The 26807-nt window shown below is 63.3% G+C and carries 18 protein-coding genes and 2 pseudogenes; 5 read left to right on the top strand and 15 right to left on the bottom strand.

Annotated elements, in window-relative coordinates:
* Nucleotides 1–61: 61 nt before the first annotated feature.
* Nucleotides 62–6370 (bottom strand): ATP-binding protein, encoded by a 6309-nt coding sequence (locus AC2D80_RS13020; RefSeq protein ID WP_484633447.1) that lies wholly within the window; start codon nt 6368–6370, stop codon nt 62–64.
* Between the two features lie 39 nt (nt 6371–6409).
* Nucleotides 6410–6577 (bottom strand): annotated as a pseudogene (locus AC2D80_RS13015) (type I restriction-modification system subunit M N-terminal domain-containing protein); the annotation flags it as partial.
* A gap of 67 nt (nt 6578–6644) precedes the next feature.
* Between AC2D80_RS13015 and AC2D80_RS13010 the strand changes: the two are divergent.
* From AC2D80_RS13010 to AC2D80_RS13000, 3 genes are all read left to right on the top strand, one after another.
* On the top strand, nt 6645–6938 hold the full coding sequence (locus tag AC2D80_RS13010; RefSeq protein ID WP_484633446.1) for a hypothetical protein: 294 nt from the start codon (nt 6645–6647) through the stop codon (nt 6936–6938).
* Nucleotides 6939–7157: 219 nt separating this feature from the next.
* Complete coding sequence (locus tag AC2D80_RS13005) at nt 7158–7655, top strand: hypothetical protein (protein ID WP_484633445.1); 498 nt, start codon at nt 7158–7160, stop codon at nt 7653–7655.
* 32 nt (nt 7656–7687) lie between these two features.
* Nucleotides 7688–8707 (top strand): hypothetical protein, encoded by a 1020-nt coding sequence (locus AC2D80_RS13000; protein WP_484633444.1) that lies wholly within the window; start codon nt 7688–7690, stop codon nt 8705–8707.
* Nucleotides 8708–9187: 480 nt separating this feature from the next.
* Here AC2D80_RS13000 and AC2D80_RS12995 read toward each other — a convergent pair whose 3' ends face one another.
* The 10 genes and pseudogenes from AC2D80_RS12995 to AC2D80_RS12950 all read right to left on the bottom strand — a co-directional run bounded on the left by AC2D80_RS12995 (nt 9188) and on the right by AC2D80_RS12950 (nt 22063).
* A complete protein-coding gene (locus AC2D80_RS12995) occupies nt 9188–9592 on the bottom strand; it encodes a ribonucleotide reductase subunit alpha (protein ID WP_484633443.1) in 405 nt (134 codons plus the stop codon).
* Nucleotides 9589–10278 (bottom strand): nitroreductase family protein, encoded by a 690-nt coding sequence (locus AC2D80_RS12990; protein WP_484633442.1) that lies wholly within the window; start codon nt 10276–10278, stop codon nt 9589–9591. The genes AC2D80_RS12995 and AC2D80_RS12990 overlap by 4 nt, the downstream gene beginning before the upstream one ends.
* Complete coding sequence (locus AC2D80_RS12985) at nt 10275–10946, bottom strand: carbonic anhydrase (protein WP_484633441.1); 672 nt, start codon at nt 10944–10946, stop codon at nt 10275–10277. The genes AC2D80_RS12990 and AC2D80_RS12985 overlap by 4 nt, the downstream gene beginning before the upstream one ends.
* Before the next feature lie 13 nt (nt 10947–10959).
* Entirely contained in the window at nt 10960–11793 is an 834-nt protein-coding gene (locus AC2D80_RS12980; RefSeq protein WP_484633440.1) for a peptidylprolyl isomerase, read from the bottom strand.
* A 20-nt stretch (nt 11794–11813) separates the two neighbouring features.
* Nucleotides 11814–12536: a respiratory nitrate reductase subunit gamma gene (gene narI, locus AC2D80_RS12975; RefSeq protein ID WP_484633439.1), complete on the bottom strand. Its 723-nt coding sequence runs from the start codon at nt 12534–12536 to the stop codon at nt 11814–11816.
* Nucleotides 12533–13228 (bottom strand): nitrate reductase molybdenum cofactor assembly chaperone, encoded by a 696-nt coding sequence (narJ, locus tag AC2D80_RS12970; protein WP_484633587.1) that lies wholly within the window; start codon nt 13226–13228, stop codon nt 12533–12535. Before narJ ends, narI begins: the two co-directional genes overlap by 4 nt.
* A 137-nt stretch (nt 13229–13365) precedes the next feature.
* Nucleotides 13366–14895 (bottom strand): nitrate reductase subunit beta, encoded by a 1530-nt coding sequence (gene narH / locus AC2D80_RS12965; protein ID WP_484633438.1) that lies wholly within the window; start codon nt 14893–14895, stop codon nt 13366–13368.
* Nucleotides 14892–15059, bottom strand: coding sequence for a cupin domain-containing protein (locus AC2D80_RS12960; protein ID WP_484633586.1), 168 nt, complete (start codon nt 15057–15059; stop codon nt 14892–14894). Before AC2D80_RS12960 ends, narH begins: the two co-directional genes overlap by 4 nt.
* 212 nt (nt 15060–15271) lie before the next feature.
* Nucleotides 15272–19099, bottom strand: a complete 3828-nt coding sequence (locus AC2D80_RS12955) for a nitrate reductase subunit alpha (RefSeq protein ID WP_484633437.1) — start codon at nt 19097–19099, stop codon at nt 15272–15274.
* Nucleotides 19100–19144: 45 nt separating this feature from the next.
* Nucleotides 19145–22063 (bottom strand): annotated as a pseudogene (locus AC2D80_RS12950) (nitrate/nitrite transporter).
* Between the two features lie 239 nt (nt 22064–22302).
* Between AC2D80_RS12950 and AC2D80_RS12945 the strand changes: the two are divergent.
* The gene (locus tag AC2D80_RS12945) at nt 22303–22683 is read left to right on the top strand and encodes a hypothetical protein (RefSeq protein WP_484633436.1); all 381 of its coding nucleotides are present in this window, start codon (nt 22303–22305) and stop codon (nt 22681–22683) included.
* Between the two features lie 10 nt (nt 22684–22693).
* Here AC2D80_RS12945 and AC2D80_RS12940 read toward each other — a convergent pair whose 3' ends face one another.
* Genes AC2D80_RS12940 through AC2D80_RS12930 form a run of 3 tightly spaced genes read right to left on the bottom strand, consistent with a single transcriptional unit; the run spans nt 22694 to nt 25818 of the window.
* Nucleotides 22694–23404, bottom strand: a complete 711-nt coding sequence (locus AC2D80_RS12940; RefSeq protein WP_484633435.1) for a response regulator — start codon at nt 23402–23404, stop codon at nt 22694–22696.
* Entirely contained in the window at nt 23401–25326 is a 1926-nt protein-coding gene (locus AC2D80_RS12935; protein WP_484633434.1) for a type IV pili methyl-accepting chemotaxis transducer N-terminal domain-containing protein, read from the bottom strand. The genes AC2D80_RS12940 and AC2D80_RS12935 overlap by 4 nt, the downstream gene beginning before the upstream one ends.
* 9 nt (nt 25327–25335) lie before the next feature.
* The gene (locus AC2D80_RS12930) at nt 25336–25818 is read right to left on the bottom strand and encodes an Rrf2 family transcriptional regulator (protein WP_484633433.1); all 483 of its coding nucleotides are present in this window, start codon (nt 25816–25818) and stop codon (nt 25336–25338) included.
* 138 nt (nt 25819–25956) lie between these two features.
* Here AC2D80_RS12930 and ytfE point away from each other — a divergent pair, with 138 nt between their 5' ends.
* Complete coding sequence (gene ytfE / locus AC2D80_RS12925; protein WP_484633432.1) at nt 25957–26625, top strand: iron-sulfur cluster repair protein YtfE; 669 nt, start codon at nt 25957–25959, stop codon at nt 26623–26625.
* Nucleotides 26626–26807: the final 182 nt, after the last annotated feature.

The following is a 26807-nucleotide window of genomic DNA, read 5'->3' as shown; positions in this document are numbered from 1 at the left end:
CGTGTCCCTGTTCTCGTCCCCGTCAAGTTCGGTTACGAGTCGCTTCCCCAGTTTGACCACGTCAGACAGTTGAGTAGTAGCTTCCATCGGGCATTAGCAAGAAGATTCCCGCGTAAGGGAAGGTATAACCAAGCGAGTCATCGGACTCGCTGCCGTAACGGGATCGCGCCAGATTTCGTTCCACTCGTACATCGAAGATGAGTTGCATGGAGGTCTCTGCGCAAAGCCGACGCAAGAGCGTGGGCGAAGCGGACAGGACCCTTCCGCCATCCCGCCTGCCTTCAAAGTAGTCGTCCTGATTAAGGTCCTCCCATGTTCCCCACACCGAGCAGCTGATCGTTTCGTCCGCGTGACCGGATACTGACTGACGCCAGTTTCTAAGTTCCGCGTCTGCTTCCAATCCCAACATCTGAACCAAATCAGCAGTCGGTGCATACGGGGGGAACTCAATGGAGCCAGCCCAAGGATCGTACTGATCGAGCCCCTTCTCGATGTGAGGATCAACTATCCAACCGCGTAGTCGGAAAGGACTGTGATCAATCTCAGAATCATCTCCTGCTTTTGGCAAGTGATGCTCGAACGGACTCCGCGCGCATTGAAGTGCATGAACAAGCGCAGTGGCCCGTTCAGGTGCTACCAGGGCACTTGAAACTCGCACTTCTTCAATCCGGCGACCACAGCGTACGGCCCAGGTCCCACACACAACTGTTTGCCCGTTTGGAAGGTGCAGATGCTTCTTGAAGTGGTCACGCTGAACAGAGGTGGGCCACTCCTTGTCGGATGGCATGACCGAGTCGACCCACGGCAACTGCGGTGCAGGGTCCCGTCTGTCGGCGAGCCAAGACCCATCGGGCTTAGTGAGCGCGTGACCTTTCAGCCAAGTCGTGAAGCCGTCCTCAGTGTCCTCTGGGTCGGTGTGGGCTGGCGTCGTACGAAGCAATTTGCCAGCGACGATCATGATCGCGTGATACGAAAGATAGTTGCGCAGGTTGCTGCAACGCTCGTCATCACCGTACGAGTAGCTGTTCCTGCGTTCGAAGTGTTTCCGCTTCCCGCGCTCATCCCGGTCCCAATGCCCGTTCTCCTCTAGCTGCCAGTCATCCCAGACAACGTCTCCAATCATTCGTTCGACTGTGGTTCCCGAAACTGCGAACTGTCGACCCAGGTTGTCCGGCCAATGCTTCTTGAAGTCATAGCCGACAAGGAACCTGGGGTCCTCTTTCGAAGGCTTGGTGCTATGAGTATCACTGTCCCTAGCCGATCGCTCATACTGTTTGGAGATGATCTGAGCGAACGGCGACCTGTTCACGGCATGAAGCTGCTCAAGCTCGCTATTACTGATGACGCCTGACGCCGCGCGCGCGACATTGATGAGGCAGTCGGCGGCGAAGTGGCGCAGGAGGACGTGCATTTCGCGGCCAAGCGCGATTTCTCGTAGCACCGGGACATGACGCCCGACAACTGCCGGCACTTCCTGGGCTGCCCGTGCCAATGCGATCAGTAGCCACTGTTTCGCGTGTAGCGAGTAGAAGAAAAGGGACTGGTCGGCGAATGGGCCAGAAACGGGATTTCCCAACCGCCCCGCAAGTGCATCAAGTGTTTGAATCTGACCGAAGCCGCTTAGATTCCGAACCACATGAGCCGCTTCCCAACGAATCGAGGCCTCAGGTGATGCCAACGCGGCCCAAACGTACCCGGCAACGTTCGCTTCGAGAGTCGCCTCAGGACTCAGCTCTGGCCTCCAAGGACCGTCACCGTCGGTTGGCCGCATGGCGCCATCGAGAAGTTCAAGTCCATACTCAAGCGCAGCTTGGGACTCGCTCGGCGTCATTGTCTCGGAGAGTAGATTGACAACCCTGAAGAGACTCTGGGTGTCTAGCACCACATGCGACTTGCCGATTGCGCCAAGTGCAAGCGCACAAAGCTCAGGTCGCGAGTACCCCGACAGATGGCTGGCCAAATCAAGTGGCAGCCGTTCATGGGGCGTGCCCGGAGCCAGTTCAAGGCAATGCGCTGTTACGACGCCTCTTATCAACGAGCGCAGCGCTGGCCTGACTGAGACGCGGGTGAGCCACTGCTCGGGGATCGATGAAAGCACTCTGCGGTAGTCCCAAAGGTCCAACTCAGTGAAGGACTCCAGCGCCGTGACTATCGCGGCCTCTTCCCCCGGTTGCACGTGTGCAAACGCCCGAGCCACGAACTCGGAGACATTGTGCCGTTCGGACTGCCCTCTGTAGTTTGCGTACGCCGCTTGCAGATCCACGTGGTCGTGCAGTTTGCGCGGTCCAAACACGCGGCTCCAGTCAGGGTGAGCCTTAGGTTCGGCTGCATGGGCAATTAAAGGTTTTTCCTGGGCGCCTTTTTGGTTTGCAGCAGCTTGGAGCTGTGTTTCGCGGGCAATCTCAGCATCGATGTCGTCGAGAGCTACACCATTGGCAACCAACACCTTCCTGATCGCGAGCCACGCCTCAAGTGTGTGAGGCTCCAGTCGAACCTTGTCAAGATAGAACTCTGCAGCCTTCACCTTGTCCGATCGCTCTTCGAGACCGTTAAGAATCAGGGAGAGGTGAGGCGCATAGTCCCAGTCGGCCCGAAAACCAATCAGCGACAGTGCGATCCATGGATTAAGGCGCCCTGACCTCAGAAGATGCTCTACCGTAACGGGCAAAAGGCGTCGCCAACGACCGAAGCGGCGATCTCTCCAGCGGCTAAGAATCGCGACAGCCGAGTTCGGGCAAAGCGATAGAACTGCCTCGACGCTTCTTTCCCAATCGAAGTGATCTTGTCCGTAGTCGTAGATCAACTCAGCTGCCCGCGCTGTCCGATACGCGAGTTCGCCTTGCGGATGTCCTGCATCTGCCGCCTTCTCAGCAAGACAAAGCAACGATGTCCACCTGGCAAGGCTCTCGTCTCCGACCCGATTCGCAATATCGATAGCGGTCTTGAATAACTGGTTCGCCTCGGACGCGCTCACAGCGATAACTGCGCGGCAAAGCGCCACGAGGGCCCCGGCCGTCGATGCGGCGTCGTCGCGTTCACTGACCAAGCGTGCGAACGTTGCACTAGTCTGCTGAAGTGCCAGGTCGGGAGAGCCAACACGGCGCGCCGCATACCAGACTATGCGCGTAGTCGTTGGCGTAGCCAGCGGGTGCCGCAATCCCGCGATCCAAGAGATCAAGTCCGCCCAAGAGCTTTCGTGCGCGGAGCGACTGGCGCACAAGGCTTCAGCCCACACTTCGGCAATCTCGTCCGCAGTCGTCAATTCCTCGCGGTAGCTGGAGCCCTCGGCCTTTCGCGATTCCGCCAACGCGTTAGCGCAGGTGCGATCTAGGTCAGCGGCGGCTTGTGTCGACAGGTGCAGCGATGCCCACAGGCGGCACCATGGTAGTAGCGCTCCAACCGACTCCCTAAACTCCCGGAATTCGCGTGACCCCTCACCTCCGCGCGCCTTCTCGAGGGCTTTCTTGGTCTCGGCATCAGCTAGGTCCATTACCTGGAGGTTGGTTCCTTCCAGCTTCTCCAGAAGGGCATGAATCCGAAGCAGATGAACTCTTCGGCGACCGTATCGAGACATGCTTCCCCGAGGCAACTCATGCGGATAGTGCCGCCGCAGCGCTTCTGCAATTTTGGCGGTCGGAATGACTTGATAGTGCAGCGCTGCACAGACTAGGGCGGCAACTGCTGCATCCTCAAAGCCGTCGGTCTTCCAGTGCGCCGTGTTCCGGATGTTGAGATACCGTCTGCTGCAAACCCTAGCTGCCCGCTTGACCACGTCCACAGATGGTCGAAGGCCGACTGTCTGCAAGACGGAAGTCATGGCAAGCGCTAAGCCAACGTCTCGAATACCAGCTGTCGCAATGGCATCAATGTCCGAGAAGCGGCCAAGGTCGGCGAGCCGCGCTGCAACCAAAAGCCCAACACGAAATGCCACTGATCTAGGGCTCCAACCCAAGAGTTCGGCAGCGCAAGCTTTGGGCCCATGAACGTTCAACTGAGCGATGGCAAGCTCGGCTATGTATGCGTCGTCGATTTGAGTCTTTCGGCGCTCCTCGGACGGCAATGACGACCAATGTCGCAGCCAGTCACGTGCGATTCGAAGGCGACTGCGCGCGTCGGATTGAAGCTCCGGTCGACCGGAGAGGAAGCTTGCCTCGTAGGCGTAGTGCTCGCCAAGCCACTTGCCGCGAAATGCTCGCCTCGACACCAGTTCAAGCATCCGGTCCGGCTCAATGAAAGTGGCAGCCAGGTCAGTGTTTTCCGACAGTAGGCGCTGCTGACGCTCGTCTGCAGCCGCCTCCCCAGCTGCCTTTTGCGCAATCTTGCTGGCATCGAGATGCCGGCCGCCTCGAAGACACGCCTTCAGGGCAAATTGCAGGCGCTGCAGTTCGAGGTCGCGTCTTTCAAGGGGGTTGCCTTCTGGCAGCGCCTTCGACGTAAGCGCGAGGTCTACCAGCTCCGCGACATGGCCCGCCTCAAGCATGAGTTGAGGCAGCACTGAAGCCACATAGACACTCTGACCTGCTAACGGTTGCAACGCGCGCAGGTAGTCGACCAGCGCAGCGCCCGTCGCACGAAATCTTTCTTGAAACCACGTCTCTGTGGGTTCGTCAATGAACTGCAGCAAGTCGCCGCGCAACAGAAGCGGGCGTTGAAGATCATTGACAAAACTCCTCACGACCGAAACAGGCACCGAAGCGATCGTCGACACGACACCCAGAGGAATGAGCGGTCGCAACGTGGCCATCGCCTGACATACTCGATCGATCGACTCTGCACCTGAGGCGCCAGCCTCGTCCCTGACTCGCGCAACAGCTTGCTCAAGAAGGTTCTCAATCAGGGTTTGAACAGTCGACGGATTCGGGCCAAGGGCCCGCAGAATTTCAGGCAACGTTTTGTGGGCGACCAAAGCCGCAGCCTGAACTCTCGGGTTGTGTGAACTCAGACGATGAAACTCGTCGACATCCTGGTCCGACGCATCGGGGAATGCCTGCTTTAGATTGCTTTGCGTTTCCTGCCTACTGAATGGTCGAAGCTCAATCTTGCGACAGGCAGGCGGTGGGTTTAGAAGCGCGGTTCGGTATGGCCGGCAGAGCAAAACCACGCAGACGCCCCCTGGAATCTGTTCGCGCAAGAGGTCACGGGCAAAGGAAGGCCCATCAGAGTTCTCCTGCGCTGCCATCTCTGCGTTGTCGGCAGCGTCGACGACTATCCACAGAACAGCGTCCGACGACCGCGCTCGAAGGGACTGCACGGCCTGAGCTAGCCGCGCCAAGAAGGCCCGCGTGTACGCTGCGCTGTCAGCACCTGCTGATGGAACCAATGGATCGCACAGAGTTGCGCCTGCCAGTTCATTTGCGATCTGCACCAGCGCATCTCTGTGGCGATGTCGAAACCCGCTCGGTGATCTGTATGCACCATTGCCAAAGCAGTCATACACCACGGCGTGCGACCCACTCGGTAGATGCAAGGGCAACCTCAGAGCCAAGACTGTCTTACCAACGCCACCATCGGCCTCAACGATAAGGCTCTGGCCGGTAGACTGAACAATCGCCCGTGCCAATTCGGCCTCTTGCTCTCTAGCCACCACGCGAGCGGGGGGCTCGATGAGGCAACGCGCTGGGAAGAGGTCTTCTTCGCTGGACCCGATGGACTTCAGTACATCGAACCTAGTGATCTGCGGCGTTCCAGTGAACTCGGTAGTCGCCTTGCGGGTTACTAGTTCTTTGAGCTGAAGGGGTGCTTCTGAGTCAGGCCCTGGAAGGTATCGTCGCAATCCTTGGGTCAGTAGTTGACGCTGCTCCAAGAACCCTTTCTGTTCTGGCTCTAGTCGAATAAGACCGCAGACTTCTGCCAGGTCAGGTCCCTTCAGGCCGCAATACTCTTCGAGGAACGCGAAGACCTTGGAGTGACGTGGGGGCTGGCTCTTCGCGGCATCTTCGATTGTTTCAACAACATCCTGTGAGATGGGTCTGTTCGTAATGAAGTACAGCTCCAACCAGCCGGCCAATGGTAAGCCGTTACGTTCCTTCTTCAGTGCGACGCAGAGTTTTGCAAATCCAAGCAGCGTCTTTTTCAGGCCACTGAGGGTCCACTCTTCCGAAGCGTGCTTGGTCGAGTGCTTCAATTGCACGTACTTCAGCAGCCTCGCAGAGGCAAGCTCTTGGCTGCCGTAGTACTCCCCTATATCAATCACCTCCTCGCCGGCCTCAATGGTTTGGCCGCTGCCGCGTTCTTGTGATGAAGCTCCTTCAATGGATACAGCTACAAGGTCTGAGCTTTGGGACAAAAGCCCCAGACATCTTTGAGCGGCCCACAGGTAGTGGAACTGATCACCATCCCGACTTGACCGGACGAGTTCGCTGTCACTCATTTTTCATCGCCCGGGCTGCGAACGGCGGGATTCGACGGCAGGGCCGGCCAAGCGCGCGGTCAGTGCCTTGCTCTTGGCCTGGAAAGTGTCTGAGATGTACCTGCCGAAAACACTGCCGAGCATTAGGCGCTTGTACTCGGCAGCATCCATGTTCGCGCGGAGCTTGTCGGTGGTGGCCCAGTGTGTGCGTTTGAGGTTTTCGATCATGGGTGGCGGAGTCGGCTCGCAACGGGGCGTGCATCTGGCCACATGATTACATGCGGCGGGACGATTTATGCCGGTATACCTGCCGCACTGGCTCTTCGCTCGCATCGAACTACAGAGTCCGCCGCAAATCGATCGGCGCGTCAAGCTACTTCTCGCCTTCGTCGGTCTGCTAACGGTTGAATGGCTCCTCGGCCATGTCCGCTGCGACAACATGGTCGCGTTCTGGGATTCGAGTGGCGACGGCGATGTGCGACCGATCGACCGGTCTCGTATGCCGCGTTCCAGTATTGAGCCGGTGCTCGCGAAGGTCGGCTTCACGCATCCGCCGACGTACAGGATGAATCCATCGAATGTCAGGTGACAGGCTGAAGCCGACAGCCTCTAGGTCAAGCGCGCCTGCTGCACGGCCCAAACCCCGCTGGCAAAGGTCGGGAGAGCGAGGCGGTCAAGCCGATCTCGCGCTGTTTCCGGCAAGCGCCTACGACCAACCAACCCTCAAGGGGCTGGACTTTGCATCTTGATGAGTCGGATTCTGCAAAATGCAGCGGTAGGCAAAAGCCGGTTGACAAAGGGAGCCGACATGGGTCACGAACGTTCATTTGATAAGGGCGTAGGCAAGCGCCCGAGTACCGCCCTGATCGTGCGTCGTGCGGCGAGCAAACGCTCAGCCATCAACGAGTTCCAAGCCCAGCACTTATGCGCCTTGGCCCGCCACATGGTCCAAGCCGTCGTGGAGCAATCAGAGGTGGACTCTGTGGATGACTTGCCCGAAGAGGGCTGGGAAGCCTTCACGAAGATGCCGGAGTACGAGCTGTTCGTCCAGGGCGCATACGCCTGTGGCTTTGTCTGCTCCGATCTGATCCCCGATGTGGATCTGAACGCTGTCACATCGCGCCCGCGAGAAATGCTCCGCGAAATGTCGCTGCCGCAACTCCGGCATTACGTCCATACCCTCATGCGATCGGAGCGCGCAGGGCATGGATATGGAAGTGTGATTTATGACGCCTTGCGTGCTGGGGTGTTCGACGTCTTTTGCGAGCGTCTTGAATACGGTTCAGACCTCTACGAGAGTCTGTGACCGGAATCGCTACCACCCCAACGGAGAGAGTCATGGCATTTTTTCTGCTTCCCAACAACTCGATTGCGATGGCGCATGACGTGCCCAAGATGTTCATCAAACAGGCCGGATACACGGAGAACGACGTTCGGGATCTGGTGGCCGCCAACATCGGAACGTTCTTCCCGGGCTTGATGACCATCGCCACGGAGTTCAGCCGCTGGGAGGACAGTTCGCGACGACTGGACATCTTGGCCATCGACACCGATCGCAACCTCTACGTGATCGAGTTCAAACGCGACAACGACGCTGCGCACGCCGAGTTGCAAGCCATCCGGTACGCCGCCATGTTGTCGGTGTGTGATGTCGATGATCTGGTACAAGCGGGTTATCACTACCGCAAGAAGATGGATGCAGGGGTTCAGCCGGAGTCTTGGCAGGCTGAGCTGCTGAAGTTTCTGGGAGAGACCAGCCTCGACGAAATTGAACTGCGGCCAATTCCCCGTATCGTCCTGGTATCCAGTCAGTTCAACAAGGAGATCACCACGACGGTTCTATGGCTCAACGAGCGGTTTGGGTCCACGGAGGAAGACGGTCCAGGCATGTACATCATGTGTTTCGAGATGGGTGTGTATGAGTTCGCTGGGCAGAGGGCCCTGCACTTCGATCAGATCATTCCGATTTCGCAGGCCGAGGAGTACCAAGTTAAAGCCAGGGCCAAGGAACTCGACAGCGCGAAGAAGCAAGCCAAGTCCAAGCGAGCGCGATCAGTGACCCTGCTGCAGGCCAGCGGCAAACTGCAACCGGGCAGCAAGATTGTTCTGATGCAGGGAGCGTTCAAGTCACTTACTCAGATGAGCCCCCAGGATCGAGAGGCGACTTTCGTCGGGGGTGGGCGGTTCAGGTGGGCAGCAGACGGTGAAACCTACGACTCCCTCAACGCGCTGACCCGAGCCCTTCATGAGAAGCATGGCCAGCCCATGGGCACTATCCAAGCGCCCCAATACTGGCGCATCGAGTCAAGCACGATTTCCCTGGCGGAGCAGGCTAACCAACTGGCTGACGGCGGATAGAGCGCTACTTCCCGAATAGGGATCCCGCAGGGGCGTTTTCCTTTGCTTTCGCTCATGAGTTGCTATCCGATCTCCTGGCGTGTCACCTAACTGAAATGGGTACCGAGTACGTCGGCGGAAGCCGTCTTTCTGATGCTCTTCTGGCGCGACGCGCTACATCACTTCTGACCAGAGGCGCCAAACGGCTCGGGTACAGCTGAATCTTTTCTGTCTGCCAATCGGGCAGGCGTACCGCCGACGCACTCATAGACGAGATGCTCGATAGAGCTGACCGGTCACAGAACTGTTTCCGACCTGCCCTAGGTTGGGCTCGCTATTGGCGAGCCGAGCTCGAATGACGGCTTTGCAGCGAAAGCTGTCAGCTGATGGAGCTTACCGAACTCACGGTGTGCGCTCTAAAGCGGTCGTTTGGGAGAGCCAACCGTTTCTCGTATCTCCGCACGTTTCCCATCGACTCAGGGAAACAGATACCGGTCCAGCTCAGGAAAAGTAAACAGTCTGCCCCTGTCGGTCAAAAGTCAAGGCGCCTGGAATCTGCCCCTGGTGCACACCCTTGAGCATGCGATTGAGCGCCTGCTGAATGAACTCAGTGGTTGCCGTCTGTCCATCTCGGCCAGACAGCGCTGCCGCTATCACCATGCGCCACGCGGGCGATTGCTGATCTGCTTCGGCAGCAAGATCCGTCCAGTCGGACAAATCGGCCGCGGCTCGGTCTAGGCACATGCGCGGGGTGAGCGCGCCGCCTTGTCCCTGCTCGAAACGTGTGCGTTCGTCCAGACTGGCGTCGGGGGGCAGCTCAACATCCACAAACACCATCAGCAGGGTCTGGGGCGTGGGCTGGCTGCGGGCGGCGGCGATCAGGTCGTCAAAGCAGGTGATGTTCATGGGGTGTCCGTGTTGGAGGCCTCGATCAGACCGTCGATGGGGCCGGCGTCGGTGAGGGTGCGCACGATCTCGTGCACGCCCGGGCGTGGCGGGGTCGGCTTGCGGGCGCTGGCGGTGCCCACGCTCAGGCAGCACAGCGCGTGCTCCTGCGAGCCGAGCGCGAACAGCGCACGCAGCGCGGCGGACTTGAGCGCTTTGCCACTGGTGAGCGCCGAACCCCAGCCGCGCGCGGTGGCCATGAGCAGCAGGTTCTGCACCGCACAGCCGGCCGAGAGGATGCGCTCGTTCAGATCGATCTCGGGGTCACCGACCGCGCCGTTGACCACCACCAGCAGCAGCACCGGCGCGCGCAGGGCCTTGTCGTGCGCCTGTTCCAGCTGGTCGGCGGTGGCGGCGGGGTCGCGTTCGCGCAGGGCGTCGGCAAAGGCCTGGCCCAGGCGCGGGCGCTGCGCGGCGGGCACCAGCACCAGGCGCCAGGGGCGCAGGCGGTCGTGGTCGGGGGCACTGGTGGCGCTGGCCAGCCAGTCACGCAGTTCGTCGGCGTCGGGGCCGGGCCCAACCAGGCGCTTGGGCAGCACGGTCTGGCGGGCGTCCATCAGGGCCCGCAAGGCCTCGGCGGGGGACGCCTCGTCGGGCGCCGGCGCAGCTAGTGCGACAGACGGGAAGCGGTGCAGGGCAGCGTTCATTCTGAGATTTGCCCGTCGGGTTCCACATAGGCCAGGTATGGGCCGGTCCCGCTGTGCGCGGCCTCGGCGGCCGGCACGAAGGCGCCGAGCGCGGCGTCGAACACGTGCACCTGTCCGCTCTCGATCACATAGTGCCAGCCGTGCAGGCTCAGGTGCCCGGCTTCGACCGCACGGCGCACCATGGGGTAGTCCATCAGCCGTTCAAGCTGCAGCACCACCGCGCGTTGTTCGGTGCGGCGCAGGACCTCGGGCCCCGGGCTGACGGGTAGCAGCGCCTCGTCGGCCAGCTTGAGCCAGGCCTTGAGCGCGATGGCCTCGTCGGGTGCGCCTTCGTACGCTGCGCGGATGGCACCGCAGTGGCTGTGGCCGCAAACGATGATGTGCTCGACCTTGAGGCTGAGCACCGCGAATTCGATGGCGGCCATGGTCCCGTGCAGACCGTGCGACTGGTCGTAGGGCGGTACGAAAGCGCCCACGTTGCGCACGAGAAACAGCTCGCCCGGCGCGGCGCCGGTCAGCAGGTAGGGCACCAGGCGCGAGTCGCTGCAGCCGATGAACAGCGTCTTGGGATGCTGGCCCTGGGCCACCAGATCCTGAAAGCGCTGCTGGTGGTGCGGGAAATAGTCGTCCTGGAAATCGCGCAGGCGCAGCAGCAGGTCGTCGGGCATGTTGGCCTCTTCTTCACTGCACCAGGGGCGAGTCGGCCCCTTCGAGCTCTATGCCCTCGACGGTGGCCTGCCCCACCAGCAGGCGTATGTACTGTCGCAGCGCGGTGGCGCGCGACTGGTGCTGCAGGCGCTGGCGGATCGCGTCAGCCACGTCTTCGTACGGCGGCAGGGTGCCCTTCTTGCGACCCAGCACCTCGATGATGTGCAGCCCAAAGCGCGTGTGCACCAAGCGCGGGTGCACGCCCATGCCCCAGCGCGAATCGGTCTGGTGGAACAGCTCGTTGGCCAGCTCGGGCGCGCAGTCCTCGGGCGCGACCCAGCCCAGGTCGCCCCCTTCGGCGCTGGACGGGCAGTTCGACAGCTCGGCCGCCAGCTGCTCGAAGCGACCCGGGGCCACGTCCTTGCGCGCCAGCTCCAGCAGGGCGCTCTCGGCGCGCTGGCTGAGCGCGTGCACGTTCACGCCGGGTGTCACCGCGAACAGGATGTGCCGCACGTGCAGTGCCTGGCCCACGATGAAGTGGGTCTTGTTGGCGTCGTAGTAGCGGCGGCACTCGGCGTCGGTCGGCTCGGGTGACGAGACCTCACCATCGGTCATGGCCTCGATCACGTGGCGCTCGGCCGCGTCCAGTTCGGGGGCGACCAGCACATGGGTGTTCGGCAGCAGGCCCAAGTGCACGGCGCGCTGGCGCAGCAGTTCGCCGTAGGCGCGTTCGCGCAGCGCGTCACCGTCCAGCGCCTGGCCCGGCTCGTGCAGGGCGATGCCGTTGATGCTGGCGGGCACGATCTGCATCTGGTCCGAGCAGGCGCAGTTCGCGCTGCCGCAGCCGGTGGACTTGGGGTCGGTCACGGTGGGTCCTGGTGACATGGTCAACGACCCCGCTGGCTCAGAGGCGCCTGGGGCTTGAGGCCGACACGGCGGCTGCGCACCACCTGGTAGGGACGAACGATGTAGGCCAGCGTGCCGAAGCCGCTCCACACGTGCACCAGGCGCGAGAAGGGGAAGAGCAGGAAGATCGTCATGCCCAGCACCAGGTGCACCTTGTAGGGCCAGTCCAGCGCCACCAGGCCGGCGGCGTCGGGGCGCAGGGTGACGATGCGCTGCGCCCAATCGGCCAATGCCAGCATCACGCCCGCATCCTTGTGACCAAACGAATACGGCAGGGTGATCAGGCCCAGCACCAGCTGCACCCACAGGATGATCAGGATGCCCAGGTCGGTGCGGTGGCTGGTGAGGCGGATGCGCTCGTCAAAGATGCGCCGGTGCAGCAGCATCGTCAGACCGATGAAACAGATGACACCGGCGATGCCGCCCGCCGTCACGGCCACCAGTTGCTTCTGTTCGGCGGTGATGAAAGGCTCGTACATGAAGTGGGGCGTGAGCAGGCCAACGGTGTGACCGCCGAACAGGAACAGGATGCCGACGTGGAACAGGTTGCTGCCCCAGCGCAGCTGGCCCTTGCGCAGCAGCTGCGACGAGTCGCTTTTCCAGGTGTACTGATCGCGGTCAAAGCGCGCCAGGCTGCCCATGAGGAACACCGCCAGGCAGATGTAGGGATAGACGTTGAAGAGGAAGTTGTGCAGCGTGTTCATGCCTGCGCTCCTTGAGAGGTGGGGGGTGACTTTCTGACGATCTGGATCGCTTGCGGCTGGCCGGGTTTGGCCTGGCCTTCGGTGGAGCAGCCCCCGAACACCTCGGGCTCGGCCCAGCTCTCGTCCATTTCAGGCTCGGGTGCCACGGCCACGGCTTCAGCCCTCTCGCCCGCCAGCTCCAGCACGGCCGCCAGCACGCTGGCGTAGGGGCTGTTGCGCGCCGTCAGCGCACTGAAGATGTTGCGGGCAATGTGTGCGATCTCACCGAGGAACTCCCGCGCCTGAGCGGGTGGCTGTGTGGACGCGAACTCCAGCAATACGGGCAAATGATCCGGCAGCTCTTCGGGACCGAGGTACAGCCCCCCTTTTTCATAGGTCTGGATCAGGTCGATCATGGCCGGTCCTCGCTCGCGCGAATCGCCGTGCACATGCTCGAACAGGTGCAGCGCGGTTCGGCGCCCGCGGTCGAACAGTTCAACGTACTCGGACTCCACATCCAGCGCAGGGGAACGCTCGAGATGGCGCAGCAGCGCGCCGAGTTCGGCCAGACGCATCGGCGCCAGTGCGGCCTCCGACTTGAGCGCTTGCTGCATCTCCGGAACGTGAGCGCGAAGCGCTGCATCGGGGTAGCGCAGCACATGCGCCAGCACGCGCAGTGTGTAGGTGGCTTTGGGAGGAGAGGAAGAAAACAGATTCATGGCATCAAATCCTTCAATCAAAAACAGGCCATTGGGCTCGCCGGGCTATCAAGCCAGGGCACCGCGGAACCGGCTCTGCCGGGCCGCCAGTGCCGCCCCCTTGAAGGGGGTCGCGCGCAGCGCGGCGGGGGTTAGCCAATGTGTATGGGGATGGTGCGCTTCTTCTCGCTGCCGAAAAGGCTGGTTTCGGTCTGGCCTTCCGAGCAGCCATTGCCAAAGCTGAAGCCGCAACCGCCCTTGACGTTGAAGGTGTTCTCGGCGTACTCGCGGTGCGTGGAGGGAATCACAAAGCGGTCTTCGTAGTTCGCGATCGCCATGTACCGGTACATCTCTTCGACCTGCGCAGCGCTGAGGCCGACCTGCTCCAGAACCGCCGTGTTGACCAGACCGTCGACATGCTTGGTGCGCTGGTAGGCGCGCATGGCGAGCATGCGCTCCAGGGCATGCACCACTGGCCCCGTATCCCCTGCAGTCAGCAGATTGGCCAGGTACTTCACCGGGATGCGCAGCTGCGACACGTCCGGAATCTCGCCGTTGAGACCCAGGGCGCCCGACTGGGCTGCGCCGGTGATCGGCGAGAGCGGCGGCACATACCAGACCATGGGCAAGGTGCGGTATTCGGGGTGCAGCGGCAGCGCCACTTTCCATTCCACCGCCATCTTGTAGACCGGGCTCTGGCGGGCGGCGGCCATCCAGGCATCGGGGATGCCGTCGATGCGCGCCTGCTCGATCACCTTCGGGTCGTTCGGGTCCAGAAAGATGTCGAGCTGGGCCTGGTAGAGGTCGATCTCCCTTTCCACACTGGCGGCTTCGGCGATGCGGTCGGCGTCGTACAGCAGCACGCCGAGGTAGCGGATGCGGCCAACGCAGGTCTCGGAGCACACCGTGGGCTGACCGGCTTCGATGCGCGGGTAGCAGAAGATGCACTTCTCGGCCTTGCCGCTTTTCCAGTTGTAGTAAATCTTCTTGTAGGGGCAGCCGCTCACGCACATGCGCCAGCCGCGGCACTTGTCCTGGTCGATCAGCACGATGCCGTCTTCCTCGCGCTTGTAGATCGAGCCCGAGGGACACGAGGCCACGCAGGCCGGGTTCAGGCAGTGCTCGCACAGGCGCGGCAGGTACATCATGAAGGTATTCTCGAACTGACCCATCATGTCTTTCTGGGTCTGCTCGAAACCGTCCAGGTTGGCGTCCTTGCTGCGTTTGCTGAACTCGCCACCGAGGATTTCTTCCCAGTTCGGCCCCCACTCGATCTTCTCCATGCGTTTGCCGGTGATCAGCGAACGCGGGCGCGCGGTGGGGGCGTGTTTCATCTCCGGCGCCGACTGCAGGTGGTCGTAGTCGAAGGTGAAGGGCTCGTAGTAGTCGTCGATTTGTGGCAGGTTGGGGTTGCTGAAGATTTTCATCAGCAGCGACCACTTGCCCCCCTGCTTGGGCTGAAGGGAGCCGTCGGCTTTGCGAACCCAGCCACCGTTCCACTTGTCCTGGTTTTCCCAGTCCTTGGGGTAGCCGATGCCGGGCTTGCTCTCGACGTTGTTGAACCAGGCGTATTCCACGCCGGGGCGGCTGGTCCAGACCTGTTTGCAGGTGACCGAACAGGTGTGACAGCCGATGCACTTGTCCAGGTTGAGCACCATACCGATTTGTGCGCGCACTCTCATGGGGTTTCTCCAGAATGACTAGACGGATTCGCGTGCGTGCCGATCAAGGTCAGCAACGCGGAGCTGTTTGCAAGCGCATGAACAGCGTGTATTTCTTCGGGCGGCAGGTGACACATATCGCCTGGGTTCAGGGTCAGTCGGCGACCCATGGTTTCAAAGACCAGCTGACCTTCGCGGCACTGGATGATCAGTTGCTGGTGGACCCGATGTGGCTTGAGCAGATGCCCAACGGGGAGGACCAGGCGAGAAATCTGGAGATCTCGCTCGTTGACCAAGGTGAGCGAATGGCCGTTGGACCAATCGCCTCCCAGTGGTCCAGCGGCGATGACTTCGCCGGCGGTGGCATGAGGTTGTGCCATGGTGCAGATCTCACGCGTCAGGGGTTTTCGCCCTGCGACTGGTAGGCGCGAACGAGGTGGTCGTCCGCCGGCGTGTCGAGCCAGTCAACCTTGTCCATCTTGCGCACCACCACGAACTCGTCGCGGTTGGTGCCGATGGTTCCGTAGTAGTTGAAGCCGTAGCTCAGCTGCGCGTACCCGCCGATCATGTGGGTGGGCTTGAGCACGATTCGGGTCACCGAGTTGTGGATGCCGCCGCGCACGCCGGTGATCTCAGACCCGGGGGTGTTGATGATCTTTTCCTGCGAGTGGTACATCATCACCATGCCGTTGTTCACGCGCTGGCTCACCACCGCCCGGGCCGCCACGGCGCCGTTGATGTTGAACAGCTCGACCCAGTCGTTGTCTTCAATGCCAGCCGACTTCGCATCGTCTTCGCTGAGCCACACCACGGTGCCGCCGCGGTTGAGCGTGAGCATCATCAGGTTGTCGCTGTAGGTGGAGTGGATGCCCCACTTCTGGTGCGGCGTGATGAAGTTCAGCTGGATCTCTTTGTGGCCGTTGGGCTTGATGTTGTGGATGCCATTGGTGGTCTTCAGATCCACCGGCGGGCGGTAGCTGCCAAAGCCTTCCCCGAAAGCGATCATCCAGGGGTGGTCCTGGTAGAACTGCTGGCGGCCGGTGAGGGTACGCCAAGGGATGTATTCGTGCACATTGGTGTAGCCGGCGTTGTAGCTCACCGTCTCGCTCTCGATACCGCTCCAGGTGGGCGAGCTGATGATCTTGCGCGGCTGCGCCTGGATGTCGCGGAAGCGGATCTTTTCGTCTTCTCGGTAGAGCGCCAGGTGGGTGTGGTCACGCCCGGTCTGCTTGCCCAGCGCTTCCCAGGCCTTCACGGCCACGTGGCCGTTGGTCTCGGGCGCCAGTTGCATGATGACTTCGCAGGCGTCGATGTCGGTCACGATGCGCGGCATGCCCTGTGACACGCCCTCGTCCAACGTCTTGCCGTTGAGCTGGCCGAGCTGCTCGACCTCGGTGCCGGTCTTCCAGCCGATGCCCTTGCCACCGTTGCCCAACTTGTCCAGCAGCGGCCCCAGCGCCGTGAAGCGCTTGAAGGTGTTGGGGTAGTCGCGCTCGACCACGGTGATCTGCGGCGCGGTCTTGCCGGGGATCAGGTCGCAGTGGCCCTTCTTCCATTCCTTGACCTCGAACGCTTGCGCCATCTCGCCGGGGGTGTCGTGCATGATGGGCGAGAGCACCACCTCTTTTTCCACACCCAGGTGGCCCACGCAGACCTCGCTGAAGGTCTTGGCAAAGCCCTTGTAGATCTCCCAGTCCGAACGCGCCTGCCACACCGGGTCCACCGCCGCACTCAGCGGGTGGATGAAGGGGTGCATGTCGCTGGTGTTGAGGTCGTTCTTTTCGTACCAGCTCGCGGTGGGCAGCACGATGTCGGAGTACAGGCAGGTCGTGCTCATGCGGAAGTCCAGCGTGACCAGCAGGTCCAGCTTGCCTTGCGGCGCGTCCCGGTGCCACTTCACCTCTGAAGGCTTGGCCTCGTCCTTGCCCAGGTCCTTGCCCTGCACACCGTTTTCAGTGCCCAGCAGGTGCTTGCAGAAGTACTCGTGGCCCTTGCCGCTGGAACCCAGCAGGTTGGAGCGCCAGACGAACATGTTGCGCGGCCAGTTCTGCGGCGCGTCCGGGTCTTCGCAGCTCATCTCCAGCGTGCCGTCCTTGAGCGCCTTGACGACATAGTCCTTGGCGTCCAGGCCGGCGGCCTGTGCGTCTTTGACCACCTGCATCGGGTTCGTCTTGATCTGTGGAGCGCTGGGCAACCAGCCCATGCGCTCGGCGCGCACGTTGAAGTCGATCATGCTGCCGCTGAAGGCGGCTTTGTCGGCACTGCTGAGCGTCGGTGAAACGATCTCGTCCATGCCCAGCTTCTCGTAGCGCCACTGGTCGGTGTGGGCGTAGAAGAAGCTGGTGCTGTTCATCTGCTTGGGCGGGCGAATCCAGTCGGTGGCAAAGGCCAGCGGCACCCAGCCGGTCTGCGGGCGCAGCTTTTCCTGGCCCACGTAGTGCGCCCAGCCGCCGCCGCTCTGGCCGATGCAGCCGCACATCATCAGCAGGTTGATGACGCCGCGGTAGTTCATGTCGGCGTGGTACCAGTGGTTCATGGCCGCGCCGATGATCACCATGGACTTGCCGTGCGTCTTGTCGGCGTTCTCGGCGAACTGGCGCGCCACGGTGATCACCTGTGCGCGCGGCACACCGGTGATGCGCTCCTGCCAGGCGGGTGTGTAGGCAGCGTCGTCGTTGAAATCTTTCGCGCCGCTGCCCAGGCCGCGGTCGATGCCGTACTGCGCCACCTGCAGGTCGAACACGGTGGCCACCAGGGCGTAACGTTCTTCGCCAGCCTTGCCCAGGCGCAACCGGACGGCCGGCACCCTGGCGTGGTTGATCTCGCCGTTCTGCGTGTTGCCGGTGAAGTTGGGGGTGTCGCGACCGCCGAAATACGGGAAGCCGACGTCCACCACCTGGTGCTCCTGCTCGCCGTCTTCGATCACCGAGAGCTTGAGCTTCACCTCGGTGTTGGTGCGCGCTTCCTTCGCTTCCAGGTTCCACTTGCCTTCGTCTTCACGGCCCGGTTCGCCCCAGCGGAAGCCGATCGAGCCATTGGGCAGCACCGCCTTGCCCGCGGTGTCGAACGCCACGGTCTTCCACTCGGGGTTACTCTTTTGGCCCAGGTGGCCGTTGAAGTCGCTGGCGCGCAGGTAGCGGTCGGGCACCCTGGTCACCGTGCCGTCGGGCAGGGTGTGTTCCTTGAGCATCACCAGCAGCGGCAGGTCGGTGTAGCGGCGGGCGTAGTCGTCGAAATAGCTGGAGCGCGGTTTGCCGCCGTCGGGGAAGTAAAACTCCTTGAGCGCCACGTGGCCCATGGCCATGGCCAGCGCCGCGTCGGTGCCCTGCTTGGGGTGCAGCCAGATGTCGGACAGCTTGGCGACCTCGGAGTAGTCGGGCGTCACCGCCACCGTCTTGGTGCCCTTGTAGCGCACCTCGGTGAAGAAGTGGGCGTCGGGCGTGCGGGTCTGGGGCACGTTGGAGCCCCAGGCGATGATGAACGAGCTGTTGTACCAGTCGGCCGACTCGGGCACGTCGGTCTGCTCCCCCCAGATTTGTGGGCTGGCCGGGGGCAGGTCGCAGTACCAGTCGTAAAAGCTCATGCACACGCCGCCGATCAGCGACAGGTAGCGCGAGCCAGCGGCGTAGCTCACCATGGACATGGCGGGAATCGGCGAGAAGCCGATGATGCGGTCGGCGCCGTGCTGCTTGATGGTGTAGACGTTGGCCGCTGCGATGAGTTGGTTGACCTCGTCCCAGGTGCTGCGCACAAAGCCGCCCATGCCACGCACCTGCTGGTAGTCGCGGCGGGCTTCGGGGTTCTGCTGGATCAGCGCCCAGGCGTCGACCGGGCTCTTGCTGACCTTGAGGGCGGCGCGCCAGCGTTCCAGCAGGCGGCCGCGCACCATGGGGTACTTCACCCGGTTGGCGGAATACAGGTACCAGCTGTACGAGGCACCACGCGCGCAGCCGCGCGGCTCGTGGTTGGGCATGTCCCAGCGGGTGCGCGGGTAGTCGGTCTGCTGGGTTTCCCAGGTGACGATGCCGCCCTTGACGTAGATCTTCCACGAGCAGGAGCCCGTGCAGTTCACACCGTGGGTGCTGCGCACGATCTTGTCGTGCGCCCAGCGGTTGCGGTAGCTGTCTTCCCAGGTGCGGTCTTCGTTGGTCGTCAGGCCGTGGTTGCCCGAGAAGGCTTCCTTGGGCAGGCTGAAGTGGGTGAGGCGGTCGAGAAAGTGACTCATCGTGGGTCTCCGAAGAATGGGGCGTGGCTTCGTGGATGCGCGTGTTCAGGGGTTGCGGATCTCTGCGCCCTTGCGCAGGTAGAACCACCAGTTCAGCACCAGGCACAGGGCATAGAAGATGGCGAAGCCATACATGGCCAGTTGCGGGGTGCCCGCCTTGATCTGCGCGCCGATGACGACCGGTGCGATGAAGGCGCCGTAGGCGGCGACGGCGGAGGTCCAGCCCAACACGGGGCCGGCCTGCTGGCGGTCGAAGATGACGCCGATGGTGCGGAAGGTCGAGCCGTTGCCGATGCCGCTGGCGAAGAACAGCACGATGAACAGGCCGATGAAGGCGGGGAAGTAGTGCTCAGGCGTGGCCGAGCCGTAGGCCTGCATCATCACGTAGCCCACCGCGACCGACGCGGCCACCATCACGGCCGAGATGACCTGGGTGACGATGGAGCCGCCAACCTTGTCGGAGATCCAGCCGCCGATGGGGCGCACCGCAGCGCCCACAAACGGGCCGATCCAGGCGTAGGTCAGGGCCGAGGGCGCATTGGGGTTCTTCAGCGTGTGTGTCATCACGCCGGCGGCGTCGGGGATGTGCTGGAAGCCGAAGATCACCGTGATGGCCAGCGGCAGCACCATCGAAAAACCGATGAAGGAACCGAAGGTGACGATGTAGAGCGCGGTCAGCGACCAGGTGTGCTTGTTGCGAAAAATGGCGAACTGCTTGCTCACGCCCTCTTTCATGGGGCCGAAGGCGGCCAGCTTCATCATCAGCAGCGCCAGGACGACGTCCAGCGGGATCGCGATCCACATGTTCAGGATGCCCAGACCGGTGGGGGCCGGCAGGTACAGCCAGAGCATGAAGATGGCCGGGATGAAGGCCAGGGTGTAGAGGTAGGTGACCTTGGCGAATGCGACGATGGGATTGCCCGTGGCGGGCGACACCGTCTTGAGGTTGTTCATGCCGAACCAGGCCAGGATGGACAGCGGCACCAGCGAGAGCACCCAGGCATAGCCGGCGTTCTGGATCCAGGTCGGCGTGCCGGCGGCGATCTTGCCGAAGATCCAGCCGCTGTCCTTCACCAGCGTCATCGGCTCACCGCCGAAGGCACCGAGCAGGGGCAGCGTCATCACCAGCGGGATGACGATCTGCATGGTCGTCACGCCGAAGTTGCCCAGACCGGCGTTCAGACCCAGCGCCGTGCCCTGCAGGCGCTTGGGGAAGAAGGTGCTGATGTTGGACATCGAGCTGGCGAAATTGCCGCCGCCCACGCCCGACCACAGGGCCAGCAGCTGGAACGCCCACAGCGGCCACTCGGGATGCTGCAGCGCGACGCCGGTGCCGATGGCCGGGGCCAGCAGCATGGCGGTGGTCAGGAAGATGGTGTTGCGGCCACCGGCCAGGCGCACCAGGAAGGACGCCGGGATGCGCATGGTGGCGCCTGAGATGCCGGAGATGGCGGTGAGCGTGAACAGCTCGGCCTGGGTGAAGGGGAAGCCCAGGTTGAGCATCTGCACGGTGATGATCCCCCACATGCCCCAGACCGCGAAGCCGCACAGCAGCGCGGGCACCGAGATCCAGAGGTTGCGGTAAGCGATCTTCTTGCCGGTTGCGTTCCAGAAGGTTTCGTCTTCGGGGCGCCAGTCCTGGACGTCGGCGCCGTTGTGTGTGTTGGTGTTCATGGGGTGTGCTGACCGGAGCGGTCAGTTCTGAAGGGAAAAGGGCTTGGCGCTGGCGCCCATGACCTCGGTCTGGCGGACTTCGGTCCAGTACATCCAGATCAGCGAGACCCAGACGACGCCGTACATCAGCATGAAAGCGCTGGAGCGGATGCCGGTGAGATCCATCAGCACGCCGAACAGGATCGGCAGAACGAAGCCGCCCATGCCGCCGGCCAGGCCGACGATGCCGCTGATGGCGCCGATGTTCTGGGGGTAGTCGTCGCTGATGTACTTGAAGACGCTGGCCTTGCCGAAGGCCCAGGCCACCCCGAGGATGAACATCAGGCCGGTGAAGACATAGACGTTCAGGCCGATGTGGAAAGTGGTCGGGCCGTTGACGGTCTGCACCGTGAAGTCGGTCTGCGGGTAGCTCAGCAGGAACAGGCAGATCCAGCTCACCCACATCACCCACCAGGTGACCTTGTGGGCGCCGTACTTGTCGGACAGCACGCCACCGATGGCGCGCAGCACGCCGCCGGGCAGCGAGAAACAGGCGGCCAGCAGCGCGGCTACGCGGATGTCCAGACCGAACTCACCCACGTAGTACTGCACCATCCACAGCGCCAGCGCCACGTAGCCACCGAACACGATGCTGTAGTACTGGCAGTACTTGATGACCTTGGGGTCCTTCAGCGCCTTGAGCTGGTCGGTGAACTTGACGTTGCTGGGCACCAGGTGCGACGGGTCGCTGTGGCTGAACAGCCAGAACAGCACCAGGGTGCCAAGCATGATGGCCGCGTACACCTGCGGCACCATGGTCCAGCCAAAGGCCACCAGCAGGACCGGCGCCACGAACTTGTTGACCGCCGAGCCAGAGTTGCCTGCGCCGTACACACCCATGGCCATGCCCTGGCGGCTCTTGGGGAACCAGCGCGCCACGTAAGGCGTGCCGACCGAGAAGGAGCCGCCCGCCAGGCCGACGAACAGGCCGATGGTCAGGAAGTGCCAGTACTCGGTGGCGTAGCTCATCAGCCAGATCGCCGGCACGGTGATCGCCATCACACAGGCCATGACGATGCGGCCGCCGTAGCGGTCGGTCCAGATGCCCAGGGGCACCCGGATCAGCGAGCCGGTCAGCACCGGCATTGCGGTCAGCAGGCCGAACTCGGTCGAGTTCAGGTTCAGCATCTTCTTGATCGGGATGCCGATCACGCCGAACATCATCCAGACCATGAAGCAGACGGTGAACGCCAGCGTGCTGACGATCAGGACCGACCAGGCCTTTCTTTCGTTTCTCAGTTCTGAAGCCATGTTGTCACTCCGAAGGACATGGCATGACTGTTCCACTTCAGGGCCAGGCTGAACATCCGCCAATGGCACGCAAGACCTCGGCAGAAGAACGATGCGACCACGCTCGGGCATCGTCCGAAAGAACTACCCGCGCGGGTTTCTCAGGTGGCATTGCGCCAGATCAAGTCCATCACCCTCCCCGTTGGGGCATACCGTGATCGCATGGCGCTGTGCATCACAGCGCTTCAGGAGATGCCCCCATGTCGACCCGCCGCTTCATCAAAATCCTGGCCGCCGTGGGCATGGTGTTCGGCGCGCTGACCGTGTTCAGCGGCTGGCAGGGCCTGTTCGGCGACGCTTCCACTCGCACGGCGCTGGGCGACACCGTGGGCTTCGTGCTGTGGTTCAACTTTCTGGCGGGCTTTGCCTACGTGGCCGCCGGGCTGGGCCTGTGGCTCGGCCAGCGCTGGGGGCTGTGGCTGGCAACGGCGCTGGTGCTGGGCACCGCGCTGGTGGCGGTGGCCTTCGGCGTGCACGTGCTCGGCGGCGGCGCCTTCGAGATGCGCACCGTGGGCGCGCTGGCGCTGCGCCTGGGGTTCTGGGTGGTGGTGTGCGCCGTGGGCTGGCGCCAGGCCCGGTAGCGCCAGGGCGTCAGGCCAGGCCCTGGCTGGTGGCGAACACCGCCGCCTGCACGCGCGAACTCAGGCCCAGCTTGCGCAGGATGTGCTGCACATGGATCTTCACCGTGGTTTCGGCGATGTCCAGCTCGCGTGCGATCAGCTTGTTGCTGTCGCCGCGCGCGATCAGCAACAGGATTTCGCGCTCGCGCGGTGACAGCAGGTCGGCGCTGCACGCGGCCTCTCGCGGTATGGCTTGCGCCACCGGAGCGCCGACAAGGGCAGCGGCTGGCACGGCTGTGGGCGCTGCGGACGGACGCGAACGGACCACCGCCACCAGCTTGGTCATCATCTCCGGGCTGATGACCGACTCGCCGTCCACCACCTTGACGATGGTCTCGGCCAGCTGGTCGGACTCCACCGTCTTGAGCAGGTAGCCGTCGGCCCCGGCCTGCAGCGCGGCGGCCAGGTCGTTCTCGTTCTCGCTGACGGTGAGCATCAGCACGCGCGCAGCGGGCGCGGCCTCCTTGAGTGCGGGAATCGCGTCCACCCCGCGCACGCCGGGCAAGTGGTTGTCCAGCAGGATCACGTCGGGCCGCTGCTGCGCCAGGCAGCGCAGGGCCTCGCCCACGTCACCGGCCTCGCCGGCCACCCGGAAGCGCTCGTCCTGCGACAGGAGGGCCTTGAGGCCGCGGCGGAACAGGGAGTGGTCGTCGACCAGCAGCAGTTGGATGGAACGGGTCATGGGTTGCTCAGGACAGAGTCGGTAAAGTCCAGGCCCGCCGTGCCCACCCCCACGGTGGTCACCGGGTTGGTGGGCAGCGTGAGCGTGACGGAAGTGCCCTGGCCGGTCAGGGATTCGATCAGCACCGTGGCGCCGATGCGTTCGGCACGCTCGCGCATGATCTTGGTGCCCACATGAGTTTCACCGTGCCGCTGCGCGGTGTCGAAGCCGCTGCCGTTGTCGCGCACCACGAAGCGCCATTGCGAGCCCTTGTGCACGTCCAGGCTGACGTGGCTGGCCCCGGCGTGCTTGCGCACATTCGACAGCGCTTCCTGCACCACGTGCAGCACCTGCACCTGCACGTCGGCCGGCAGGGGCAGGCCATCGCCTTCAAGCTGCAACCGCGTGGGCAGGCCGGTCTGGTGCTGGAACTTCTGCAACGTCTCCTGCAGCGCGGCTTCGATGTCGTCGGTGTTGGTGCGGGTGCGAAAGTGCACCAGCAGCTCGCGCACGTCGTTGATGCTCTCTTTCAGCCCCGCGTCCAGCTCGTCCAGCGTGGCCTGCACCTGCTCAGGCTGCTGTTTCTGCACCGCGCCGCGCAGCAGCTGGGCCTGGATTTTCAGAAAGGCCAGCGACTGCGCAATGGAGTCGTGCAGCTCGCGCGCCAGCAGCGCGCGTTCCTCGCCCACCGCGGCCTCGCGCTCCAGCGCGGCCGCGCGCAGGCCTTCGAGCGCGCTGGCCAGGTGGCTGGCCAAGGCATCGAGCAGCTCGGTTTCGTCGGCATTGAGGTGCACCTCGCTGCGGAAGAACAGGTCGATTTCGCCGATCAGCCGCTGCTGCAGCCGCACCGGCACGCTCACCAGGTTCTGGTAGCCCGCGCGCGCGCAGTGGCGCATGGGCGCCGCGTCGTGGCTGTGGATGGGGATGACGCGGGTGCGCGCATCGGGCTGCAGGCTGCCGCAGGCGCAGGCCCCGGCGATCAGGCTGCGCTCCTCGGCCTGCATGTCCTGCGGGAAGCAGTCGGAGGCCAGCATCAGGTAGCGCTGGTTGGCCTCGTCGGACCAGCGCACCGCCACCGCGTCGGCCTTCATGACCGAACGCACCCGCTGCGAAAAGCCCTGGGAGAGTTCCTCGATGGTGTTGGCCCTGGCCTGGAAGGCGCTGACCTCGTACAGCGCCTCCAGCCGCGCGCGCTGTGCCTCGATGTGTGCGGTCTTGGCGGCCACCTTGGCCTCCAGCCCTTCGTAAAGCGACTGCAGCGTGGCCGCCATTCGGTTGAAGCTGGCCGCCACCTGGCCAAACTCGTCCTGCGTGTCGACATCGATGCGGGTGCCGAACTCCCCGCCCTCGACCTGCGCCAGCCCGCGCTGCAGGTGCCCCAGCGGGTTGATGACATACAGGTAGCCGGTGTAGAGCATGACCACCGAACCGGCCACGGCCAGCGCCATCATGGCGAACTGGAACAGGTTGAGCAGCGCGGTGTAGCCGGCCAGCTGGTGCTCGATGGCCAGCACCAGACGGTCGATGGCCATCACGAAGGCATCGGCCGAGCTGATTAGCACCGGGTCGTCGGGCATCCGTGGCGCGGTCCAGAGCGCGCGCTGGCTTTGCCACAGGCGCTCGACGGCGCCGAATTCGCGCCGCACGTCGTCGTCCCACGGCACGAAGAGCGGACGGGTGGGGTCGCCTTCGCGCAGCACACCCAGGCTGTCGTCAAACCGCTGCACGAGGCTCTGCACCTCTGGCGCGGGCCGCTGCGCCTGCACCGCACTGGTCAGGCGCCAGGTCTGCATGCGCATGCGCCCAGCCTCGTTGACGGCGGCGGCGCCGCCTTCGAGCTGCCAGGTCACCCACAGCGTGAGGCCAATGGAGGCGAGCGCCAGCACCAGCAGCGCCGCGCCGATGCGAATGAGCTTGGTGGACAGGGATGCGGTGGCGGCCATTGTGCGAGGTTACCCGGCCAGCGGCCGTGCAGACAACAGGGCCGGGTCGGGCAGGCCGGGCACCCAGCGCACGCGCGCGCTGGTCGCCGGCGCCACCAGGTCGGCCAGGGTCACGCCGTCCAGCACGGCCAGGTACGCGTCCATGGCCTGGCCCAGCACCGACTGCAGGTGGCAGCGCCCGCCCATGCGACAGGTGTTGCCTGTGGCGTCAAAACACTCCACGAGCTGGAAATCGGCCTCGGTCTGGCGCACCACGTCGCCCACGCTGACCTGCCCGGCCGGGACCAGCAGGCGCAGGCCGCCCCCGCGCCCGCGCAAGGTTTCCAGCCAGCTCTGGGCGGCCAGGGTCATGACGATCTTGGTCAGGTGGCTGTGCGAGATGCCGTGCGCCTGCGCGATTTCGGCTACGGTGGGCAGGGCCTCGCGGCCCTGGGTGGCGGCGCAGTACATGAGCACGCGCAGGCTGTAGTCGGTCCACTGGGTCAGTCGCACGGCAGGCTCCGGTTGGGGTCCAAGGGGGTGGTGGGGGTCGTTCGTCCGGATGCCCGGACTCGTTCCATGGAAATATGCACTCCGAATGCATTTTATGGCTAAATACATGCATCCCAAATGCACATTCAGGAGCTGCACATGAACACCACCACCCTTGAGCGTCCCCAGGCCCAGCAGGCCATCGGCCAGATCGCCGTTGACCTGCCAGGTGCCACCGCCATCTTCCGCCGCCTCAAGCTGGACTTTTGCTGCGGCGGCCAGGTGCCGCTGGCACAGGCCTGCGCCAGCAAGGGACTGGACACCGACGCTGTGCTGGCCGAACTGGCCCGCCTGCAGCGGGACGACCAGGCGCCCGACACGCAAGACCCCGCGGCGCTGATCGACCACATCCTCACGCGTTACCACGCGGTGCACCGCGAGCAGTTGCCCGAAATGATCCGCATGGCCCGGCGTGTGGAGGCGGTGCACCGCGACCACCCGGCCGTGCCGGTGGGTCTGGCGGCCCTGCTCGAAAACATGGAAGTCGAGCTGCTGGAACACATGGAAAAGGAAGAACAGGTGCTGTTCCCCGCCATTGAGGCCGGCAGTGCCGTCCTGGGCAGCCCCATCGCCGCGATGCGCGACGAACACACCGGCCACGGCGCCCTGCTGGACCGGCTGGCCGCCCTGACCACCGACCACACACCACCGCCGGGGGCCTGCAACACTTGGCGTGCGCTGTACGCCAGCACCGCGCAGCTGACCGATGACCTGATCAGCCACATCCACCTGGAAAACAACGTGCTATTTCCTCAAGTCGAGGGTTGAAAAGCTGCCCCTTGCAACTGAAGGGCGCCAGCCAGCGGTGGGCAGTTCAAGCCAGGGTCTGCCACCGCGTGAGGCACTCAGATCGCTTCAACACATCCCGTCACTCTCCAGTTCACAGCAGTCGTTCTTCCGATAACTGCTGAGAGGCTGCATTCAGCCTACAGCAGACCTAATCTGCCCCG

Source organism: Hydrogenophaga sp. T66 (assembly GCF_057219855.1).
The sequence above is the reverse complement of the archived record's forward strand: the minus strand, read 5'-3'. Positions and strand labels throughout refer to the sequence as shown.

Coding starts and splice junctions, on each gene's coding strand:
- AC2D80_RS12995 (WP_484633443.1), bottom strand. CDS start 9,592: ATGAACATCACCTGCTTTGACGACCTGATCGCCGCCGCCCGCAGCCAG.
- AC2D80_RS12945 (WP_484633436.1), top strand. CDS start 22,303: ATGTCGACCCGCCGCTTCATCAAAATCCTGGCCGCCGTGGGCATGGTG.
- AC2D80_RS12935 (WP_484633434.1), bottom strand. CDS start 25,326: ATGGCCGCCACCGCATCCCTGTCCACCAAGCTCATTCGCATCGGCGCG.
- ytfE (WP_484633432.1), top strand. CDS start 25,957: ATGAACACCACCACCCTTGAGCGTCCCCAGGCCCAGCAGGCCATCGGC.
- AC2D80_RS13000 (WP_484633444.1), top strand. CDS start 7,688: ATGGCATTTTTTCTGCTTCCCAACAACTCGATTGCGATGGCGCATGAC.
- narH (WP_484633438.1), bottom strand. CDS start 14,895: ATGAGAGTGCGCGCACAAATCGGTATGGTGCTCAACCTGGACAAGTGC.
- AC2D80_RS12940 (WP_484633435.1), bottom strand. CDS start 23,404: ATGACCCGTTCCATCCAACTGCTGCTGGTCGACGACCACTCCCTGTTC.
- AC2D80_RS13010 (WP_484633446.1), top strand. CDS start 6,645: ATGCCGGTATACCTGCCGCACTGGCTCTTCGCTCGCATCGAACTACAG.
- AC2D80_RS12985 (WP_484633441.1), bottom strand. CDS start 10,946: ATGCCCGACGACCTGCTGCTGCGCCTGCGCGATTTCCAGGACGACTAT.
- AC2D80_RS12990 (WP_484633442.1), bottom strand. CDS start 10,278: ATGAACGCTGCCCTGCACCGCTTCCCGTCTGTCGCACTAGCTGCGCCG.
- AC2D80_RS13005 (WP_484633445.1), top strand. CDS start 7,158: ATGGGTCACGAACGTTCATTTGATAAGGGCGTAGGCAAGCGCCCGAGT.
- AC2D80_RS12955 (WP_484633437.1), bottom strand. CDS start 19,099: ATGAGTCACTTTCTCGACCGCCTCACCCACTTCAGCCTGCCCAAGGAA.
- AC2D80_RS13020 (WP_484633447.1), bottom strand. CDS start 6,370: ATGAGTGACAGCGAACTCGTCCGGTCAAGTCGGGATGGTGATCAGTTC.
- narI (WP_484633439.1), bottom strand. CDS start 12,536: ATGAACACGCTGCACAACTTCCTCTTCAACGTCTATCCCTACATCTGC.